This window comes from Mesorhizobium sp. M0208 (genome assembly GCF_040322015.1).
Classification (GTDB): Bacteria; Pseudomonadota; Alphaproteobacteria; order Rhizobiales; family Rhizobiaceae; genus Mesorhizobium.
In genome coordinates this window covers 42,468-62,482 of record NZ_JAMYSP010000004.1, presented here as the reverse complement: position 1 = coordinate 62,482, position 20,015 = coordinate 42,468, and the positions used below count along the sequence as shown (strand labels likewise).

Annotated in this window: 21 protein-coding genes; 14 read left to right on the top strand and 7 right to left on the bottom strand. The window is 62.8% G+C overall.

What is annotated here, in order from left to right; genetic code table 11:
- The first annotated feature begins 103 nt into the window (after window positions 1-103).
- Window positions 104-508, top strand: coding sequence for a VOC family protein (locus NKJ17_RS05975; protein ID WP_352687485.1), 405 nt, complete (start codon window positions 104-106; stop codon window positions 506-508).
- A gap of 151 nt (window positions 509-659) precedes the next feature.
- Complete coding sequence (locus tag NKJ17_RS05970) at window positions 660-932, top strand: hypothetical protein (RefSeq protein WP_352687484.1); 273 nt, start codon at window positions 660-662, stop codon at window positions 930-932.
- A 229-nt stretch (window positions 933-1,161) separates the two neighbouring features.
- Here NKJ17_RS05970 and NKJ17_RS05965 read toward each other — a convergent pair whose 3' ends face one another.
- The 3 genes from NKJ17_RS05965 to NKJ17_RS05955 form a co-directional block, all read right to left on the bottom strand.
- Window positions 1,162-1,593, bottom strand: coding sequence for a Panacea domain-containing protein (locus NKJ17_RS05965; RefSeq protein WP_352687482.1), 432 nt, complete (start codon window positions 1,591-1,593; stop codon window positions 1,162-1,164).
- 173 nt (window positions 1,594-1,766) lie between these two features.
- Window positions 1,767-1,991: a hypothetical protein gene (locus NKJ17_RS05960; RefSeq protein ID WP_352687480.1), complete on the bottom strand. Its 225-nt coding sequence runs from the start codon at window positions 1,989-1,991 to the stop codon at window positions 1,767-1,769.
- Between the two features lie 102 nt (window positions 1,992-2,093).
- Window positions 2,094-2,990 carry an NAD-dependent epimerase/dehydratase family protein gene (locus tag NKJ17_RS05955; protein WP_352687478.1) on the bottom strand — a complete coding sequence of 299 codons (897 nt, stop codon included), beginning with the start codon at window positions 2,988-2,990 and terminating at the stop codon, window positions 2,094-2,096.
- A 145-nt stretch (window positions 2,991-3,135) separates the two neighbouring features.
- On the opposite strand from NKJ17_RS05955, the gene NKJ17_RS05950 reads away from it, so the two are divergent.
- Window positions 3,136-4,074, top strand: coding sequence for an NAD(P)-dependent oxidoreductase (locus NKJ17_RS05950; protein ID WP_352687476.1), 939 nt, complete (start codon window positions 3,136-3,138; stop codon window positions 4,072-4,074).
- Window positions 4,075-5,016: 942 nt separating this feature from the next.
- Here NKJ17_RS05950 and NKJ17_RS05945 read toward each other — a convergent pair.
- Together NKJ17_RS05945 and NKJ17_RS05940 are read right to left on the bottom strand one after the other, a co-directional pair.
- Window positions 5,017-5,796 carry a FadR/GntR family transcriptional regulator gene (locus tag NKJ17_RS05945; RefSeq protein WP_023675806.1) on the bottom strand — a complete coding sequence of 260 codons (780 nt, stop codon included), beginning with the start codon at window positions 5,794-5,796 and terminating at the stop codon, window positions 5,017-5,019.
- 144 nt (window positions 5,797-5,940) lie between these two features.
- Window positions 5,941-6,930 (bottom strand): sugar-binding protein, encoded by a 990-nt coding sequence (locus NKJ17_RS05940; RefSeq protein WP_023675805.1) that lies wholly within the window; start codon window positions 6,928-6,930, stop codon window positions 5,941-5,943.
- A 426-nt stretch (window positions 6,931-7,356) separates the two neighbouring features.
- On the opposite strand from NKJ17_RS05940, the gene NKJ17_RS05935 reads away from it, so the two are divergent.
- From NKJ17_RS05935 to NKJ17_RS05885, 11 genes are all read left to right on the top strand, one after another.
- Complete coding sequence (locus NKJ17_RS05935; RefSeq protein ID WP_352687474.1) at window positions 7,357-8,097, top strand: ATP-binding cassette domain-containing protein; 741 nt, start codon at window positions 7,357-7,359, stop codon at window positions 8,095-8,097.
- A 34-nt stretch (window positions 8,098-8,131) separates the two neighbouring features.
- On the top strand, window positions 8,132-9,130 hold the full coding sequence (locus NKJ17_RS05930; RefSeq protein WP_254820532.1) for an ABC transporter permease: 999 nt from the start codon (window positions 8,132-8,134) through the stop codon (window positions 9,128-9,130).
- A 277-nt stretch (window positions 9,131-9,407) separates the two neighbouring features.
- On the top strand, window positions 9,408-10,235 hold the full coding sequence (locus NKJ17_RS05925) for an AraC family transcriptional regulator (RefSeq protein ID WP_352475460.1): 828 nt from the start codon (window positions 9,408-9,410) through the stop codon (window positions 10,233-10,235).
- Between the two features lie 107 nt (window positions 10,236-10,342).
- Window positions 10,343-10,786, top strand: coding sequence for an SRPBCC family protein (locus NKJ17_RS05920; protein ID WP_352687472.1), 444 nt, complete (start codon window positions 10,343-10,345; stop codon window positions 10,784-10,786).
- A 31-nt stretch (window positions 10,787-10,817) separates the two neighbouring features.
- Complete coding sequence (locus NKJ17_RS05915) at window positions 10,818-11,612, top strand: FAD binding domain-containing protein (protein ID WP_352687471.1); 795 nt, start codon at window positions 10,818-10,820, stop codon at window positions 11,610-11,612.
- 50 nt (window positions 11,613-11,662) lie between these two features.
- Window positions 11,663-12,145, top strand: coding sequence for a (2Fe-2S)-binding protein (locus NKJ17_RS05910; RefSeq protein WP_352687469.1), 483 nt, complete (start codon window positions 11,663-11,665; stop codon window positions 12,143-12,145).
- Window positions 12,146-12,158: 13 nt separating this feature from the next.
- Entirely contained in the window at window positions 12,159-13,526 is a 1,368-nt protein-coding gene (locus tag NKJ17_RS05905) for a xanthine dehydrogenase family protein molybdopterin-binding subunit (protein ID WP_352687467.1), read from the top strand.
- A 1-nt stretch (window position 13,527) separates the two neighbouring features.
- Entirely contained in the window at window positions 13,528-14,532 is a 1,005-nt protein-coding gene (locus NKJ17_RS05900; RefSeq protein ID WP_352687465.1) for a xanthine dehydrogenase family protein molybdopterin-binding subunit, read from the top strand.
- A gap of 69 nt (window positions 14,533-14,601) precedes the next feature.
- Window positions 14,602-15,438, top strand: coding sequence for an AAA family ATPase (locus NKJ17_RS05895; protein WP_352505515.1), 837 nt, complete (start codon window positions 14,602-14,604; stop codon window positions 15,436-15,438).
- The gene (locus tag NKJ17_RS05890) at window positions 15,435-16,568 is read left to right on the top strand and encodes a vWA domain-containing protein (protein ID WP_352505514.1); all 1,134 of its coding nucleotides are present in this window, start codon (window positions 15,435-15,437) and stop codon (window positions 16,566-16,568) included. Before NKJ17_RS05895 ends, NKJ17_RS05890 begins: the two co-directional genes overlap by 4 nt.
- Window positions 16,568-17,455: an amidohydrolase family protein gene (locus NKJ17_RS05885; RefSeq protein ID WP_352505513.1), complete on the top strand. Its 888-nt coding sequence runs from the start codon at window positions 16,568-16,570 to the stop codon at window positions 17,453-17,455. The genes NKJ17_RS05890 and NKJ17_RS05885 overlap by 1 nt, the downstream gene beginning before the upstream one ends.
- Before the next feature lie 85 nt (window positions 17,456-17,540).
- On the opposite strand, the gene NKJ17_RS05880 is transcribed toward NKJ17_RS05885, so the two are convergent.
- Together NKJ17_RS05880 and NKJ17_RS05875 are read right to left on the bottom strand one after the other, a co-directional pair.
- Window positions 17,541-18,980 carry a DHA2 family efflux MFS transporter permease subunit gene (locus tag NKJ17_RS05880; RefSeq protein ID WP_352505664.1) on the bottom strand — a complete coding sequence of 480 codons (1,440 nt, stop codon included), beginning with the start codon at window positions 18,978-18,980 and terminating at the stop codon, window positions 17,541-17,543.
- 226 nt (window positions 18,981-19,206) lie between these two features.
- Window positions 19,207-20,007: a 3-methyl-2-oxobutanoate hydroxymethyltransferase gene (locus NKJ17_RS05875; RefSeq protein ID WP_352687462.1), complete on the bottom strand. Its 801-nt coding sequence runs from the start codon at window positions 20,005-20,007 to the stop codon at window positions 19,207-19,209.
- Window positions 20,008-20,015 lie beyond the last annotated feature (8 nt).

The window sequence follows — 20,015 nt, the reverse complement described above, 5'->3', positions numbered from 1 at the left end:
ATATTCCCTCGGCAAAATGTATCTTGCAATCAAGATACATTGCATCTACTTACATTGCAGCAAGACAATAGCGCAGCGCGCAGCCCTGGAGAAAGCGAAATCGATGCCCAAAATGATTTTCGTGAACCTGCCTGTCCGTGACCTGTCGGCCTCGACGGCGTTCTACGTGGCGCTAGGCGGCACCGTGAACCCGCAGTTTTCGGGCGAGAAATCCACCTCGCTCATGTTCTCGGACACGATCGGGGTGATGCTGCTGACCCATGACCACTATCGCGAATTCACCACGCGCCCAATCGGCGACGCACGGCGCGACAGCCAGGCAATGATCGTCCTCACTGTCGATAACCGCGATGCCGTCGATGCAACACTGACCAGCGCGGTCGCGGCGGGCGGTCGCGCCGATCCCAACCCGGCACAGGATCTTGGCTTCATGTACAACCGCCACATCGAAGACCCGGATGGCTACGTCTGGGAAATCGTATGGATGAACCCGACGGCGAACGCCTGAACGTAGGGTGTGGGCGCATCGGTCGTAGCCGGTGTAAGCCTGGAGTCATGACGAGCAATTCGGGGCTGGCCCAGTGCCGGTTCCGCGTCAGGTGCCCCGGTCAGGTAGTGTCTCAGTTTGAAATTCAGTCTGGATCGGTCGGATAAATCTGATGGGTCGGGTCGAACCAGAGAATTTCAAATTTGTTGACTATACGATGGCCCCACAGCCGACGCTTATTCCCAAGGCGGAAGCGGAAAACCACGTCAGCATACCGCTCGATTTCAATCATTCGGCATTGGGCTTCATCGCAAATTTCGGCCGTGTCCATGTTGTGATGCATCTTGTGGCCGGAATCGGAAGATGGTCGATCAATTTCTCCCCAAGTCAGTTTCGCCCATTCCGCGAGCTTTGGAAGGATAAGGCCATCCCAATCGGCATCTGACCAAGCCCGAGGGACGCCCCATGACCAAGAATGTTCGCGGTCAGGCTTCTCGCATGTCCAAGTCATTTGCATAGAGAACACGGACCCAGGATCGGCACCTGTGCGAACCTGCTTCGCGTCGGAGATGCCGACGCCTAGACGAACGCCACCAACCGGGATTCTCTCCCGGAGGCGCACAGATTTTTCCTGCTCTTTGAGTTTTGCCTCTACATCCCGAGCAATGCGAGCTTCACGCTTCGACATTTTTGGAAAGCGTAGAATAGTACTCCGAAATGCGGTCGAGAGTAATTTCGGTGTTGCGACCCCTCGCGTAAGCTTCGGCCCATGGTGCTTCCATGTGCGTCAGATCGCTAAGCCATTGAGCGTCTTTGTCGCCATAAAAGTCCAGCACAAGAGCAATGGTGTCTTGCTGAACACCTCGGACATTATCGCTATTCCCGCCGGGTACGCTGTCCACTCTGAAATGGCCTCGCGTCGCTTCCCACAGCGCTCTGACTACCGGACCATTATCCCATGCTTCGATTGGCTCGGGGAACATCTGGGCATCATCCCAAACGATGGACCAAGCTTGGCTGTAGTATACCAGCTTTTGCATTTTCATGACCGTCATCGGGCCACGATGTTCCAAAATATATTGCGCTACGTCGATAGCCGATGGCATCGCCCGTTCCCCCAGAGACATAGGATTCTACCTGATTTGGTTCTCATGTGGAACCGCAAGATGGCAGCAATGGTTACCCAATGTGCTTTTTGTATGGTCCGCGCTTGCCCGGCTTAGGCGCTACGGCGTCCATCTTCTCGCAAAGGTCGTCCATTGACTAGGTCCGGTGGGCATCAGAAATTCGTCTCAGAGTAATCTACGTAGATCGACCCGATTTTCTTCCCATCGTTATCTTTCGCGTCGCTGAACCCGTCTTCGAACTCTCCGCGCTCTAAGCGGTCGGCCAACGCGCGCAAGGCATCTGCTGCCCATTTGTTTAACGTGCCTACGTTAGGGCCGGTCAGTTCCAACTCTACATCGCACTTCAAATGCGGGCTCAATTCCTGTGCGTTTTCCATCGCCACCACCTCATGCTTTCCGCTAAGCATATAGAGGGTCGGCCCGATATGGGAAATGCATATTGCATTCCGTCAGACTTCAAACTGAGACACTACCCCCGGTCAGGCCGTCTTGACGTATTTCCGCCAGCTGTGCTCCGGCCGGAAGCCGAGCATGTCCCGCGCCTTGCGGTTGGAGAGCAGCGTCTCGTATTCGCCAAGTTCACCCTTGACCGGCACATCGGGATAAAACCGCTTCAGCAGTTCGGCTGTCGGCAGGTCGGACGAGGTGTCATCGTTGGCGGCGTTGAACACTTGGTAGCCGAGTCCGTCCTTCTCGATGGCGCGCAGCGTGATCTGGCCGAGGTCGCGCGCGTCGATATAGCTCCAGGCGATGCGCTTGCGGAAACCCGGATCGGCGAACCATTTCGGAAACAGCGAATATTCATGCGGCTCGATGACGTTGCCGATGCGCAAGGCGTAGATGTCGAAGCCGCTGCGCAGCGCAAACGCCCGCGCGGTCTTCTCGTTGACGACCTTGGACAGCGCATAGCTGTCCATCGGATCGACGTCGTACTCCTCGTCGAGCGGGAAATACGTCGGATCGCGCGGTTCGTTGGCGAAGACCAGGCCGTAGGTCGTCTCGCTGGAGGCGATCACCACCTTGCGGATGCCGAGCTTCACTGCGGCCTCGATGACGTTGTAGGTGCCGAGCGCGTTGATGCGGAACACCTCATTGTCGGGCGTGATCATGATGCGCGGGATCGCCGCGAAATGCACGACCGCATCGACCGGCTGCGAGCGCAGCGATGGGTCGAATTCATGCAGGCCGATATAGCTCGACAGCGCATTGAACACCTGCCCGCTGTCGGTGATGTCGGTGATCAGCGTGCGCACCTTGGGATTGTCGAGCGGCTTGGTGTCGATGTTGAGCACCTGGCAGCCCTGCTCGACCAGATACTGCACGACGTGGCGCCCGGCCTTGCCGCTGCCGCCGGTGAACATGATCCGCTTCGTCATTTTGCTCTCCCTAAGATTCATGTGTATTGTCAGACAATATCGAACTCTGCAATCGCCTGCCATGGCATGCGGCAAAAACCCGCTTCAACAATTCGCCGGCAATGTGCAGCGCCGTCATCCATCACTGCAAATAGGACGAAACGACATGAACACGACTGCCGCGAGCGAAAAGATCGGCTTCATCGGGCTTGGGCTGATGGGGCACGGGATCGCGAAGAACATCGTCGACAAGGGTTATCCGCTGACGTTTCTCGGCCGCAAGAACCGCAAGCCGGCGGAAGACCTGCTCGGCCGCGGCGCCAAGGAAGCGGCAACCTCGCGCGATGTCGCGGCGGCATCGACGGTTGTCTTCATCTGCGTCACCGGCTCGCGCGAGGTCGAAGCCATCATTCGCGGCCCAGGCGGTCTCAGGGAAGGCCTGAAGCCGCGATCGGTTGTCGTCGATTGCTCGACCTCTGATCCCGTTTCGACGGTGGCGCTGGCCGCCGAACTCAAGACGCTCGGCGTCGACTATGTCGATGCCCCGCTCAGCCGCACGCCGAAGGAGGCCTGGGAAGGCACGCTCGACGCCATGGTCGGCGCGCCCGATGCGGTCTTTGCCCGGCTGAAGCCGGTGCTCGAAACCTGGGCCGGGCGTATCGTCCATATCGGCGACACCGGTGACGGCCATCGCATGAAGCTGCTCAACAATTTCATCTCGCTCGGCTACGCCGCGATCTATTCCGAGGCGCTGGCGCTGGCGCAGAAGGTCGGCATCTCGCCGCCGCGCTTCGACAGCGTCATCCGCAACGGCCGCATGGATTGCGGCTTCTACCAGACCTTCATGCGCTGGACGCTGGAAGGCGACCGCGACGCGCACAAATTCACCATCGCCAACGCCTTCAAGGATCTCACCTATCTCGAGTCCATGGCGGGTGCTGCCGGCATCGCCAACCCGCTCGGCAACGCCACCAAGAACGCCTTCGCCGGCGCCTTCGCGGCCGGCCCCGCCGATCAGTATGTGCCGATGTTGGCCACGCATATCGGCAAGGTCAACGGCGTCGACCTCATGCCGACGAGGGATGGCAAGAAGCAGACGATCTGAGAACGTTGGGATTAACGCCTGGGAGTATCGCAACTGCAAACGTTCGCTGCCGACCAGCTACATCCGCCAATCTCCAACGCTGGCGATTAGCATATGACACCACACCTTCGTCATCCCAGGGCGGAGCAGGAGCGAAGCGACGTCGCGCAGACTCTGGGATCCATGCCGTGACATCAGCCGAAGAATGCAGCGGCTCAGAACGGCGCTTGTATCCGCCATTGCGCTCGTCGCCCTTCCACCATGACCGCGAGCCAGAAGCTGCGGAAGCGCTGGCTCCGCCAATGGAAGACCGAATTGATCGAGACGACCAGTCCCAGAGTGCTTCGAGCTTTTTCGCAGGACCGGGTGGCAGCGTTTGGTTCTGGTCTGCTGGAGCACTGCCGCAAGGTAACGGCATGGATCCCAGGGTCTGCGCCGCGTCGCTTCGCTCCTTGCTCCGCCCAGGGATGACGAAGGGAGGGTTTCGGCTAATCTCCTAAATTTGCGATTTGCGACTAACGGGAATGATCGACCTTCGTTGCTGGTTGACCCGACTTACACGCAGTTGGCCGAGAAACGATCGAATCAGCGCCGAAACCGGCCGATAACGTCGGTATTGGCGAGAAGTCTGTGCACCAAAGCACGCGCACTTCCGATCGGAAGAAGCCAAAAACAAAAAAACCGCCTCGGTGGGCGGGTCGTTGGAGCCAATTAGCACCATACCGAAATTAGTAGCATAGCTGCCGGCACAAAGCAAGAACAAAATAGCTGCGACGGCAAAAAAGTCCGAATTCCTGCCTCACCCGAGGTCGCCGCCCCCCATTGCCTAGCGTTGATGATCAGCGAAAGCCGAAATGGCATCCAATCTCCCCCCAAGTGGGGGAGATGTCCGGCAGGACAGAGAGGGGTGCGAAGGAATGCGAGTTTTGCAATCGTTCTGAGCAACGCCGCCCTGTGCAACCATCACCGCCGCGACCGGCCGATAACGTCGTCGGTGTTGGCGAGAAGCCTGTGCACCGCGGCACGGGCTGCAGCCGGTCGCTGCAGGCGGATGTTCTTCTCGATCGCCTCGTGCAGTGCCTGCGCCCGCCGCTGATCGCTGGTCTCGCGGGTGACGAACTGGAACAAATGGTCGAGGGCCGATTCGATCAGCACGCCGAGCGGCACCAGCAGATCGTTGCCCGAGGCGCGCAGGATGGCGAGGTGAAACCGCGTGTCGGCGCGCGTTCGCTCCTGCAGGTTGGTCGCCTCGCCCATCTCGCGGCAGGCCTGGCTGATCTCGGCCATCTGCTCGTCGGTGCGTCGCATCGCGGCAAAGGCGCTGGCCTCCGGCTCGATGATGTGGCGGAATTCCTGCACGGTCCTGAGGAACACCTCGCGGTCCGGCGAGGTCGCATACCAGGCCAGCACGTCGCGATCGAGCAGGTTCCAGCGCTCCTTCGGCTCGACCCAGCTGCCGATCTTCGGGCGTGACGCCAATAGGCTCTTCGCCATCAGCATTTTTATGGCTTCGCGCACCGCCGAGCGGCTGACGTCGAAGGTCTCGGACCATTTGGCTTCGTTGGGCAGGATGGTTCCCGGCGGATAGTCGCCGCGCACGATCCTCAGCCCGATTTCGTTGGCGAGCGAGGCGTGCACACTCGAGCCGGGAAAGTGTGCGGCATCGGCACGCCGAACGACGGCCGGCCGCCCAGGCTCTGCCTTGAATTTGGCGGGTCGCTTTTTTGATGTCGCGTCCGGCATTGGTATTCCCCGGCAACTGCTTGTCGAAAGCCTGAACTCAGGGCACGGCAAAGCAGCGGCCTACGCTCCAAAGCAGCGTCGCCTCGTGCGTTTGTATGGACGATGCGTAACGGGGCGCCCGACGGGCGCCCCGAAACTGCGAACCTACTTCTGGATGCAGGTGTCGACGGTGTCCTTGGTGCATTCGTCGAGGCCGGTGAACACCGGATCGGCGACCGGCTTGCCGTCGACCAGGTCGATCATCACCGAGGGTGCCTTGTAGCCCATCTCGAACGGCCGCTGGCCAACCAGCGCAGTCACCAGCCCGTCACGGGCAATCGCCACCTCGTCGCCGATCGTGTCGGCGGCGCCGATGACGAAGGCGTTGCTGGCGATCTTGTCGGCCATCGGCTTGAACAGGTCGCGGTAGGGCTGTGGAGCGCCGAACAGCGGCCAGCCGCCCATGATGCCGAAGGCGTCGAGATCGGGATTGGCGGCGAGGATGTCGGTCATCGCCTGCACGCCCTTGGCGCCGTCGTCATTGGTGAACACCGGGCAGCCGGCAACTTCCGTCCAGCCGCCTTCGCCCGCCAGCGCCGCGAGGCCGTCCTTGCCCGACAGCGCGTCACGCATGCCCTGCGCGCGGCGCAGGATGTTGTCGGCGGCCGGATTGCCTTCGATGGTGCAGATCTTGCCGCCATTCGGCTTGGCCTTCTTGATGTATTCGCCGATCTTGTGACCCATCAGGTAATTGTCGGTGCCGAGATAGGTCTTGCGCAGCGCCGCATCTTCCTTGCTGAGGTCGGCGTCGAGGGTCATGATCGGGATCGACGGATTGGCGCTTTTGATCGTCTGCGCGATCAGCGGCGCGTTCGATGGCGAAATCGCCATTGCCACCGTATCGGGCTTGCTCAGCATGTCCTGGACGATCTGGGCTTCACCGGCCTCATCCGAGGTCGATGCCGGTCCGGTGTAGAAGCACTCATATTCCGAGCTGGCGTTTTCCTTGTTCCACTTCTCGCAACCCTGGTGGATGGCCTCGAAGAATGGATTGTCCAGACCCTTCACCACGATGACGAGCTGTTTCTTGGCCATAGCCGGCCCGGCACCCAGCGCCATGACGGCGGCGGCAGCGAGCAATAGTGATTTCCTCATGTCAGTCCTCCCTTTGAAACAAACGGACACGGCGTGCCCGCCACACACAGACCGACCCGGAGCAAGATGACAGAGGACGTCGCACTCGTGTCGCCAAGCCAGGTCGATAAGCATTTTCATATTCAGTCTCAGACCGGCACCGACAGATATCGCCGGTTACCAAATCCCTGACCGACAAACCCTCACCGATTCCTTCCGGCAACCCGGGGGATCGGCGCAAGCTCCTCCGACACTTAGCTAATATCGCCTTGTCACCGACGTCAATGCTATTTGTCCTACAAAACTGATTTTTCGAAAGAAGCCGTGGTTGACGCCAAGAAGGCTTATGCGTAAATGGGCGAAATCGCTGCTTCCGGGAGGAACTGGGGAGAGCGAAAGGCCGCGGCAGAACCGCTGGCCCAAAAGCACGGGGAGGCAAGAAGGCTGGTGGCGGTTCTCGAACTCACCAACATCTCGAAGCATTTTGGCGCCATCCAGGCGGTCAACGACGTTTCGTTGTCGATCGAGGCCGGACAGGTTGTCGGCCTGATGGGCGACAACGGCGCCGGCAAGTCGACGCTGGTCAAGATGATCGCCGGCAATTTCCCGCCGAGCCATGGCACGATGCAGATGGACGGCAAGGAGCTGATCCTCCACAAGCCGGTCGAGGCGCGCCAGCACGGCATCGAGATCGTCCATCAGGACCTGGCACTGTGCAACAATCTGACAGCCGCCGCCAACGTCTATCTCGGCCGCGAATTGCGCCGCGGCGTCGGGCCGTTCCGCATCCTCGACTATGCCGCGATGTACAAGCGTGCCGGCCAGATCTTCGCCGAGCTGAAATCCGAAACGCGCCCGCGCGACCTGGTCAAACAAATGTCGGGCGGCCAGCGGCAAGCGGTGGCGATCGCCCGTACCATGCTTTCGCAGGCCAAGATCGTGCTGATGGACGAGCCGACGGCGGCGATCTCGGTGCGCCAGGTCGCCGAGGTATTGAACCTAATCCGCCATTTGCGCGACCAGGGCATCGCCGTCGTGCTGATCAGCCACCGCATGCCCGACGTCTTTGACGTTGCCGACCGCGTTATCGTCATGCGGCGCGGCCGCAAGGTCGCCGACAAGACGATCGCATCGAGTTCGCCGGAAGAAGTCACCGGACTCATCACCGGCGCCATCGAACAGGTATGATTGACGCCTCAACCATGAGTAAAAAAGGTCGATAATGGCTGTCACCCTTGATCAGACGATCGCGCACAAGCAGCACACCTTGCTGAGCAAGGTGTTTGCCAGCCAGACCTTCTGGGTGGTGATCGCGGTCATCCTCGCCTGCCTGTTCTTGTCGGTGGCCACGGATTCCTTCGCCACAACCAAGAACCTCTACAACATCACCCGCAACGTCACCTTCGTCGCCATCGTCGCGCTCGGCATGACCTTCGTCATCATCACGGGCGGTATCGACCTGTCGGTCGGCTCCGTGCTTTGCCTTTGCTCGATGGTGCTGGCCGTGACCATGCATGCCGGCTACGGCATCGAGATCGGCATTGGCGCTGCGATCGCGACAGCGCTGATCATCGGCGCCTTCAACGGGGTTCTGATCGCCTATCTCGGCTTTCCGCCCTTCGTGGTGACGCTCGGCATGCTGTCGATTGCGCGCAGCCTTGCCATGGTCGCCTCCAACAACACCGTCGTCTTCCAGTTCGGGCCGGACCACGACAAGCTGCTGGCGCTGGGCGGCGGCGCATGGGTGTTCGGCATCGCCAATCCGGTGCTCTACATGATCGTGCTGGCGTTGATCACCGGCTTTGTGCTGCGCTGGACGAAATTCGGCCGGCACATCTTCGCCATCGGCGGCAACGAGCATGCGGCGACGCTGACCGGCGTTCCGGTGCGCCAGATCAAGGTTGTCGTCTACATGATCTCGGCATTGGCGGCTGGCCTTGCCGGCATCATCCAGACCGGCTGGCTGGGCGCGGTCACAACCAATCTCGGCAACGGCATGGAGCTTCAGGTGATCGCCGCCACCGTCATCGGCGGCGCCAACCTGGCCGGCGGCATGGGCACCGCTTTCGGCGCGGTCGTCGGCGCGGCGCTCATCGAGGTCATCCGCAACAGCCTCGGCCTGCTCGGCATCAATGCCTTCTGGCAAGGCGTGTTCATCGGCGGCGCCATCCTGCTCGCGGTGCTGTTCGACCGCATCCGCAATTTCAGGCGCAACGACTGAATATTCGGCCGGATCTCGACGCTGAAGCAGATCGTTCGCTAGTCGAATTGCCGGCCCCGAGGCCTCGCTGGCGCTGGTCGCCGGCCGACCGCATCGGTCTTGCCATAGCGGCCTGGAAACGCTCGCCTTTCTCCTATCGCCGAGTCTGAAAATCCGCCGGAGCGGCGCATGGCCGGCGCCCGGACGTGCACATGCGTCTTGACGCAAGCCCAAACTGAGCCGCACAATCGCCCGCAGCAGGCGAAGGGAGGCCAGTCGCCTGCGGGAGGATATACCCATGACGGAAGCGATCAGGCTCTACTGGGGCCGGTTCGGACATGTTTCTGTCCTGAACGTCGCCAGCGACTTCGTCACCCATGCCCATGTCGAGGCGCATATCATCATCTGGCTGGAAGGCACCGCCGGCGAGATGACCATCGGCCGCGAGACGGTGCGGCTTGGACCGGGCACCGCCGCCGGCATCAATTCCTTCCAGCCGCACAGCCACGCTCTGTCCCGCGACGGCACGCCCGGCCTGTTCCTCGCCTTTTACATCGATCCGGACTGGGCACGGAAACGCCGCGAGCTGCCTTCCGCCGCGCCGCTGTTCTCCGCCCCGGCAATCACGCTCGAGCCTTGGCTGCACAAGGCAGCGGCTAACCTCCTCGACCATCTCAGCGACAATGAGAGCATCGACGACATCGCCAGTTACGAGATCGAGCGCTTCATCGACAGCGTGCTCGATGCCGCCGACGCGTCCGCACCGCAGACCGTGCGTGCCCGCGTCAACACCATGCAGGACTTCCGCGTCCGCAAGGCGATCCAGCTGATGAAAGCCAATGTCTGCGAGCGCATCTGCTTCGACGACGTGGCGCGCAGCGTCGGCCTGTCGCGGCCGCATTTCTTCGCGCTGTTCAAGGAACAGACCAATCTGACGCCCAACGTCTATTGGAATACGCTGCGCATGGAGGAAGCGGTGCGGCAATTGCAATGGTCGCAGGAGCCGCTGATCTCGGTCGCCTGCAATCTCGGCTTCACTACCCAAGGCAATTTCTCGCGCTTCTTCCGCGACCATGTCGGCGTCCCGCCGACGCTTTACCGCGAGGCGGCACGGGCGATCAGCTGAGCGCCCGTTTTTCAGACTATTTGATAGGCGTTCAAGACGCATTGATAAGCGCCGCCAAGTCCGCCGCCCTACCCTCCCAGGCAGCTGATTTGCGAGGGAACGATCAAATGGCGAAAGTCACTATCTCCAGCGTCATCGACGCGCCGGTCGAAAAGGTCTGGGCGCGCATACGCGACTTCAACGGCCTGCCGACCTGGCACCCGCGCATGGTCGAAAGTCATATCGAGGACGGCAAGGATGCCGGCACGATCGGCTGCATACGCAATTTCCAGCTCGCCAGCGGCGCCCGCCTCCGCGAAAAGCTGCTCGATTTCTCCGACGAGAATTTCCTCATCAGCTACTCCATCCTCGAGACGCCGCAGCCGCTCACCAACCACAAGGCGACGCTGCAGTTGCGACGGGTGACCGACGGCGACCGCACCTACGCCGAATGGACCGCCAGCTTCGACGCGCCCCCGGCAGAAGCCGACAAGCTGGCCGAAGGCATGGGCGCAAACGTCTTCCAGGGCGGCTTCAACGCTCTGAAGGCCCATTTTGCCGGCCAAGGTTGAACTGCACTGAGCTGACAAACAGGAGCGTTCCATGACGCTTGCACTGCAGACTTTCCCGACGGTGAAGGACGCCGGCGCGGCGCTGAAAGCCGCCGGCGCCCGCTATCTCGGCGGCGGCACGCTGGTCGTTCGCGCCGCCAATGAAGGCGATGTGTCGATCTCCGGTTTCGTCAAGTCGATCGAGCCGGTGCTGTCGGCCGTCGCCGTTTCCGACAACGAGGTCCGCATTGGCGCTTCGGTGACCATGGCGGCGATCGCCCGCCATCCGGATCTCGCCCCCCTGGCCCACGCCGCGCGCGGTGTCGGCGGACCGGCGATCCGCAACATGGCGAGCGTCGGCGGCAATCTCTTCGCGCCGACACCTTACGGTGATTTCACCGTTGCGCTGCTGGCTCTGGACGCAACCGTCAGCACCGGTGACAGCGAGCTGCCGATTGAGACATTCCTCGCAAGGCGCGAGAGCAATGACGCCATCGTCACCGCGGTCGGCTTCAAGCTTCCGAAGGAAGGCGGCTTTCGCTTCCTGAAAGTGTCGAGGGTCAAGCCAAAGGGCGTCTCGGTGCTGAGCATCGCCACCGTGCTGGAACAGGCGCCGGACGGAACCGTGTCGTCAGCGCGGATCGCGTTCGGCTGCATGGCCGATCGGCCGATCCGTGCCAGGGCGGCGGAGAAAGCCCTGATTGGCCGGAATCTTACCGCCGAAGGCATCGCGCCGGCGCTGGCTGTCGCCCGCGACGGCACTTCGCCCCCAACCGATCCAATCGCCAGTGCCTGGTATCGCAACGAAGTCCTGCCGGTCCATCTCGCCCGGCTGCTGCTCGCCTGAGAGGCCGTGGCGCGTATGTCCGCCTGGCTGCGGCGCAAGGAGTAAAAAAGATGGCAAAGGTCCCGGTTCAGTTCACGCTCAATGGTGCCGAAAAGGCCGAATTCATCGACAGCGGCACGACGCTGCTTCATGCGCTGCGCGACAAGATCGGTGACACCTCGCCGAAGGGCGGCTGCCATCAGGGCACCTGCGGTGCGTGCTCGGTCATCATTGATGGCGAACTCCGGCTCTCCTGCCTGACGCTGGCAGAGGCCTGCAATGGTGCGACTATCACCACAACATCAGGGCTTTCGGAAGGCGGCGTGCTGCATCCGCTGCAACGCGCTTTCCTCGACGCTTTCGCCACGCAATGCGGTTTCTGCACACCGGGCATGATCATGGCAGCCAAGGTGCTGCTCGATCACATACCGAACCCCAGCCGCGAGGACGTGGTCGAGGCGCTGTCGGGCAATATCTGCCGCTGTACCGGCTACGAGCCGATCATCCAGGCGGTGCTGACCGCCGCGCGGTCCAATTCGCAGAACGCGGCTTGAGGGGGTTAAGAAAATGGAACTCCGCAAGAGCTATTTCGCCGAGCAGCGCAAGGACGATCTGCACGAGATCGGCCAGCCGCGGCCGCGTTCGGATTCACCCGGCCATGTCACCGGCAAGACCACCTATTTCGCCGACCGCAATTTTCCCGGCATGCTGCATTTGAAGATGGTGCGCAGCCCGCACCACCACGCCCGCATCCGCAGCATCGACATATCCGAAGCGGAAAAGCACCCAGGCGTCGTCAAGGTGCTGACCGCCAAGGATGTGCCACACAATGTCTACACCATCCTGATCCTGATCCAGATCGGGCCGGAGGACGAGACGGTGCTGGCCGACGGCAAGGTGCGCTGGAAGGGCGAGGCGGTGGTGGCGGTGCTGGCCGATACCGAGCGTGCCGCCCAGGAAGCCGCCGCCAAGGTCAAGGTTGATTACGAGGTGCTGCCGGCCGTCTTCGACATGGACGAAGCGCTGAAGCCCGGCGCGCCGATCGTCAACGAATATCACGGCCGCAATTATTACCTCTACGACAGCGGCGAATGCCGCAAGGTGCGCTTCGGCGATGTCGAGGCAGGCTTTGCCGGAGCCGACCACGTGCTCGAACAGACCTACCAGTCTTCACCGATCGAGCATGCGCCGACCGAGACGACTGGCTGCATCGTCGCACCCGAGGGTAACGACCGCTTCACCTGCTACACCAACACGCAGGCGATGTTCTTCACCCTCGATAACGCCTCGATCATCCTGCAGATGCCCGGCAACAAGCTGCATTTCGTCGGCGGCACTGTCGGCGGCGGCTTTGGCGGCAAGGTCGACGTCATCGTCGAGCCGATCGCCATCCTTGGCGCCAAAATAACAGGACGACCGGTCTGTTTTATCTACAGCCGCGAGGAAGAGATGCAGATTTCCTCGCCGCGCGCCGCCGAGAAAGTCGTCATCAAGGACGGCGTCATGAACGACGGCCGCATCGTCGCGCGCAAAGTGACCGGCTACACCGACGCCGGCGCCTATTCGCGCCATTCGCCCTACGGCGCGCAGAAGGGCGCCGGGCATTATCCCGGCCCGTATACGATCCCGAACGTCTGGATCGACACTTATTGCGTCTACACCAACCGCACCCCGTCCTCGGCGATGCGCGGTTTCGGCGTCACCATCGGCGATTTTGCGCTGGAGGTGCAGATGGACAAGCTCGCACGGCTGATCGGCATGGACCCGCTCGAATTCCGCTTCATCAACGCCTACCGCGACGGCGACATGAAGGCGCATCGCCAGCCGACCGAGGGAGCGGCGCTGATCGAATGCATGCAGGAAGCCTCACGCGCCGCCAACTGGCCGGTGGCGGAGAAGTTCATGGCGATGTCGTCTTACGCGAAGGGAGCTTGAGATGGCGATCAGGCGCGGACGCGGCGTTGCCGCGATCAACTATCCGACCGGCATGAATCTCGGCGGCGACCCGACCCAGGCGCTGGTGCATTCGACGCCGACCGGCAATTTCATGGTGACGCTGTCGAGTGTCGACCTTGGCCAGGGCATGAAGCAGATCATGGCGCAGATCTGCGCCGAGACGATCGGCGTGCCGACCGACCGTGTCGTCGTAGACACCGCCGACACCGACACCGGTCCGCACTGCATGGGCACCTTCGCCTCGCGTGGCACGCACCGCGCCGGCAATGCGGTTATCCAGGCGGCCAGGGAAGCCCGCCAGGTGATGTTGGAAGTAGCGGCCGAGGAGCTGGAGGTGAATGCGTCGGACCTCGAGACTGATGGCCAGGGCAACATCCTGGTCAAGGGCGCGCCACAAAAATCGATCTCGATCTTCGATGTCGCGCTGTCGGCGCATTTCAAGCGCGGACGCTCGATTTCCGGCCGCGGCATGTTTTTGATCCCCCGCTCCTATCCCGAAAAGGAAACCGGCGCGATGAAGCCGTCGACCTGCTACGCCCACGCCTGCACGGTTGCCGAGGTCGAGGTCGATGACGAGACCGGCGAAGTCACCGTGCTGACGGTGAAGAACGTCTTTGAGATCGGCCGCGCGCTGAACCCGAAAATGGTCGAGCAGCAGCTCGTCGGCGGTTCGTGGATGGGCATCAGCCATGCTCTCTACGAAACGACCGAGCCCTATTATCCCAACCGCGACCATGGCGGCACCGACTTCAACCAATATCTGATGCCGGGTCCTGGCGATCTCGCGCAAACCGAGATCATCGTGCTGGAGAGGCCCTCGGCCGACGGGCCGTACGGCGCCAAGGGGCCGGGCGAAATGTGCGCCAACCCGCAAATCCCGGCGGTGGCCAACGCCGTCTTCGCCGCCGTCGGTGTGCGCATCGACACGCTGCCGATCACGCCGGAGCGCATCCTGCGGGCGCTGAAGGCGCAAGCATCAAACTGAGTGCTGGAAATGCCCAAGAGAAGCGCCCGGACTTCAAGCGCAGAGACAGTCGCGACCTCGCCGGAGGCGATGGCGTCCCGCCTCGCCGCCTCGCGCTATCTCGCCGATGAAAGCCTGGCCACCGCAATCTTCCTGGCGATCAGGCTGGGTAAGCCGCTGCTGCTCGAAGGCGCGCCCGGCGTCGGCAAGACCGAAGCGGCGAAGGCGATAGCCGAACTGCTCGGGCGCGATCTGGTGCGGCTGCAATGCTATGAAGGCATCGACGCCGCACATGCGCTATACGAGTGGAACTACCAGCGCCAGCTGCTCGCCATCCGCCATGCCGGCGAGCACGAGGTCGACATCTACGACGACCGTTTCCTGATCGCGCGGCCGCTGCTGCAGGTGCTGAAGGCGCCGGAAAAGCGCGTGCTGCTGGTCGACGAAATCGACCGTTCCGACCATGAATTCGAAGCGCTGCTGCTGGAGTTCCTGTCCGATTTCCAGATCAGCATTCCCGAGCGCGGCACCATTCGCACGACGGCGCAGCCGATCGTCATCCTGACCTCGAACCGCACCCGTGAGCTTGCCGAAGCGCTGCGGCGGCGCTGTGTCTATCACTGGATCACCTATCCCGACGCCATTCGCGAGGCCGAGATCATCATGCTGCGCGCCGGCGACGTCGCCGAGGCCACGGCGCGCGCCGTGGCTTCCGCCGTGCGCGACATCCGCGCGCGTCCGCTGGCCAAGCCGCCAGGCATCGCCGAGGCGGTCGAATGGGCCAATGCCGCCACCATCCTCGAAAAGGGCGGCAGCCCCTGGCCGGAAGCCTTCCGCCGCGCCATCGGCGTGCTGATCAAGGATGAGGAGGACCTTTCCTGCATCGCGCCCGAGCTCGGCAAGATTGTCGAGGAGGCGCTAGCGTGAGCGCGGCGGGCCTGCCTCAAGGGGCAGCACCCTTCCTCGGCTTCGGCCGGCTGCTGCGCCGCTACGGCTTCCCGGTGGCGCCCGAGCAGGTCTCCGGTTTCATGCAGGCGGTTACGCTGCTCGGCCCACGCTCGATGGCCGACGTCCGCGAAGCGGCCCTCGCCACGCTGGCGCCGCCGCCCGACCGCCGCGACGAATTCGAGGCGCATTTCCGGAGCCATTTCTACGGGGATGCCGCGGCGCTGGTCGAAGGCGACGCCGACGAGGAAGCCCGCATCAAGGACGACGGCAAAACCAGCAAACAAGAAATCGAAGTGGTCCGCCAGGAGGAAGGCGGCGAACTGTCTTCGGCCAGCGAACAGTTGAGCGTCCGCGAGTTCCAGCGCGATCGCGACGGGCTTGCCGCCTTCCGCCGCAAGCTCGCCACCGCTTTGCCCGCCCGCCGGTCCTTCCGCACCGTGCGCACGCATGCGCGCGGCAAGCTCGACCTGCGCCGCTCGCTGCGCGAAATCGTCAGTGCCGACGGCGATATCCCCTCGCCGCTGCTGCGCCGGCGGCAGACAGTGCCGCGCAAGCTTCTCATCCTGATCGACGTGTCGGGCTCGATGAAGCACTACACATCGGACTATCTCAAGCTGGCACACGCGGCGGTGCAAGGCGCCGACCGGGCGGAGGTCTTCACTTTCGGCACACGGCTGACCCGCATCACCTCGGCGCTGCGTATTCGCGACCGCGACCAGGCGCTGGCCCGCGCCGCTGCCCAGGTCGACGACTGGGACGGCGGCACCCGCATGGGTCCAACGCTGCTAGCCTTCCTCTCGGTGCCGCGCTTCTCCGCCTTTGCACGCGGAGCGGCAATCGTCATCCTGTCGGATGCGCTCGAGCGCGGCGATCATGCCGAGCTGGAAATGGCGATGCGCCGGCTGCTTGCCCGCGCCTTCCGACTCTCCCTGGCGACGCCGTTGGCCGGCGATCCGCGTTTCCAGCCGGCAACGGCAGCACTTCGCGCCATCCTGCCGATGCTCGACGACCTGGTCGACGGCTCGTCCATCGCGGGCCTCACCGATTTCATCCTGTCGCTCGCCCGCCCCGCCCCCGTGGCCGCGGCAATCTGGAAGAGGGTTTCGTGATGCAGAAGGCGATCGACGCGCATTTCCACATCTGGCGCCAAAAGGACCAGCCGTGGCTGGTCGGGCCGATGGTCCCGCGCATCTTTGGCCCCTACGAGCCGATCCGCCGCGACTATCCGATCGAGGAATTCCTTGCCGACCAGAAAGGCTCGGGCGTCGAGAAGGCGGTCTATGTCCAGACCAACTGGGCCAAGGAGGATTTCGAGAACGAGGTCGCCTTCCTGCAGAAGACCGCGGAAGAAACCGGCTGGCCGCACGCCATCGTCGGCTATGCCGACATGACCGTGGACGACGTGCGTTCCCAGATCGACCGGCTGATCAAATACCCGCTGCTGCGCGGCGTGCGCATGCAGCTGCACTGGCACGAAACGCCGGCCTTCCGCTTCGCCGCCTCGGCCGATCAGGTCATCGACCCGAAGGTGCGGGCTAATGTCGCGCGGCTCAAGGATTACGGCCTGTCCTTCGACCTGCAGCTTTTCCCCGCCCAGATGAAGGATGGGCTGACGCTCGTCGGCGAGAACCCCGAGACCAATTTCATTCTCACCCACGCCGGCATGCTGACCGGCATGGAGCCCGAAACCACCGAGGCCTGGAAGGCAGGGCTGCGCACGCTGTCAGCGGCGCCCAACCTCTATGCAAAGCTGTCCGGCCTCGGCACCTTCGTCCACCGTAACGATCCGGCGCTCATCGGCTATATCGTCGACAATGCCATCGACATCCTCGGCAGCGATCATCTGACGTTCGGCTCGAACTTCCCGATCGAGAAACTGTGGACCAGCCACGCCGAGCTGATCAGGGCGCACCGGCAGGCCGTGGCAAAACACGGCGCGACCGCCGAGGCGGATGTCTTTTGGAACACGGCGGAGAAGATATATCGGCCGGTGTAGCGCCGCCCTTTTCTTCTCCCCTTGTTGTGGGAGAAGGAAAAGCTCCCCGCCTCCGCCGACACAGGACGGACAACTGCGGCCGATTTCAGCTCCGCAAAACATGGCCCGAGACCTCGGCGCCGGCAGCGTTCGGCAACGCCAGGAAGCGACACGAGGCGACGAGCCCGATTGCGCCGATCGCCAGGAAGGCAAGTCGGAAGTCGATCAGATCGAGCGCCGCAGCGCCCCTGGCGATCTGCGACAGGTTGAGCAGTGCCGCCGCCACCGCCACGCCGAACAGCATCGCCACCTGTTGCAGCATGCTGGACAATGTCGCCGCCGAGCTGCGCTGCGGTGAGGCCACATCGGCGAAGGCCAGTGTGTTGAGCGCGGTAAACTGCATCGAACGCGACAGTCCGGCGATCAGCATCAGGACCACCACCAACGCTTGCGGCGTCTGCGGCGAAAGCGCCGCGCAGGCCATGATCGACAAGGAGGCGATCACCCCGTTGACGATCAGCACCGAACGGAAGCCGAAGCGCCTCAGCGTCGGCGTCGTCACCGCTTTCATGCCGAGATTGCCGAAGAAATAGGCCAGGATCATCACGCCCGCATCGATTGGGCTCAGTCCGAAGCCGACCTGGAACAAAAGCGGCAGCAGGAACGGCGTGGCGTTGATGGCGATCCGGAAAATCGTGCCGGCCGACAGCGTCGAGATGGCGAAGGTCTGCACCTTGAAAGCTGTGAGATCGAGCAGCGGATGGTTGGCGCGTCGCAGATGCCGCACAGCCAGCCAGCCGACCAAAATGCCCGTGCCGAGCAGTGCCACGGTTGGCAAGGCACCGTCTTGCGGATGCGCGATGCGCTCGAGGCCGTAGAGCATCGAGGCGAGCCCCACCGAGGTCAGCAGGAAGCCCGGCCAGTCGAGCGGCTTGGCTCCGGCTTCGCGGTCGCCGGGAATAAAGCGGGCGACCAGCGCCAAACCGGCAACCCCAAGCGGGATGTTGATGAAGAAATTCCAGTGCCAGGAGAAATAAGTGGTGATGAAGCCGCCAAGCACCGGCCCGACCACCGGCGCAAACAGCGCCGGCCAGGTGATCAGCGCCGTGGCGTTGAGAAGCTCGGATTTCGGCGCATTGCGCAGCACCAGGATGCGGCCGACCGGCGTCATCAGCGCGCTGCCCAGGCCCTGCACCGCGCGGGCGGCAACGAACTCGGCCAGGTTCTGCGAGATGCCGCAAACGAGCGAGGCCAATGTAAACAGGGCGATCGCAACGAGGAAGATGTTGCGCGCGCCAAAACGGTCGGCGAGCCAGCCGGACAGCGGCACGAACACCGCCATGGTCAGCATATAGACGGTGATGCCGATGCTCATCGCCACCGCCGCCACGCCGAAGGATTCTCCCATCTGCGGCAGCGAGGTCGAGATGATGGTCGAATCCAGAAGCTGCATGAAAAAGGCGACGGCGACGATCAGCGCCACCCGCCGGGCTTGCCGCGCCGTCGCGGTTTCCGGCAAGGCTTTGTTTTCGGGAATGGCGGTCATGCGCAGAACTGTCCGAAGGGGAATTTTCACCCGCTCCATCAGCAACCGCGCAATTGTCCGGCAAACCGATGACGCACCGGTTTCAACAGCATCTGGCCGGTGCCGTCCAGACCTGGTCCAACAAACTTTCGTGTGGCATCGCAGCCGGCCAAGCGATGACCTGGCCCTGGCGCCGAACCGGCTTTTTACGATCCGCGATGGCGCTTCGCGCCGCAGGCGGCGTGTCTCATGCGGCTTCGATCTTCTCCATAAACAGGCTGAGCTGGTCCGGGTCCATGTGCACGACGTGCCTGTCTTCGGGATAGGCCAGGCTGTTCACATCGGCGACATATTCGGAGAAGGCAGCGACGCGTTCGGCCTGCAGGCGATCGTATTCGGCGGCGAAATTGCGATAGACCTTGGAATGGCGCGGCATGTGGCCACGGTTCTGGCCGAGGATGTCGTCGGCGAACAGGTATTGCGCATCGCAGCCGGTGCCCGCCCCCATCGACAGCATGATCAGCGACGTCCGCTCCGAAATCGCCTTGGCCACCTCGACCGGCACCACCTCGATCTCGGCGCCGATCGCGCCGGCGGCCTCCAGTTGCTTCACCGCGTCGAACACCTGCATGGCGGTATCGGCGGTCTTGCCGACGGCCTTGAAGCCGCCAGTCCAGGTGGCGCGTGACGGGATGAGACCGACATGGCCGATTACCGGAATGGCATCGTCGGCCATCCGCTTGATGGTGGCGTAGCCGGCGCTGCAATAGACCGCATCGGCGCTGGCCTTGTAGAGCCGAAACGCCCAGCGGACGAAATCATCTGCTGTGCCGATCTCGAAGAAATTCTCGCCCGGCATGGTGAACAGGCTGGGTGCCGCATCGCGGTATTGCGGATTGAGCACGAGCTCCGGCGGCACCGAGACGATATCGACGCCGGCGCGTTCGGCGGCCTCGGCCTCGTCCATCGTCAGCACGCGCAGCATCGTCAGCTGCCGCTTGCCCTTCATGGCACGCAGGTCTGCGACGGTCGGTCTTTTCCGGCTCATGGATTCTG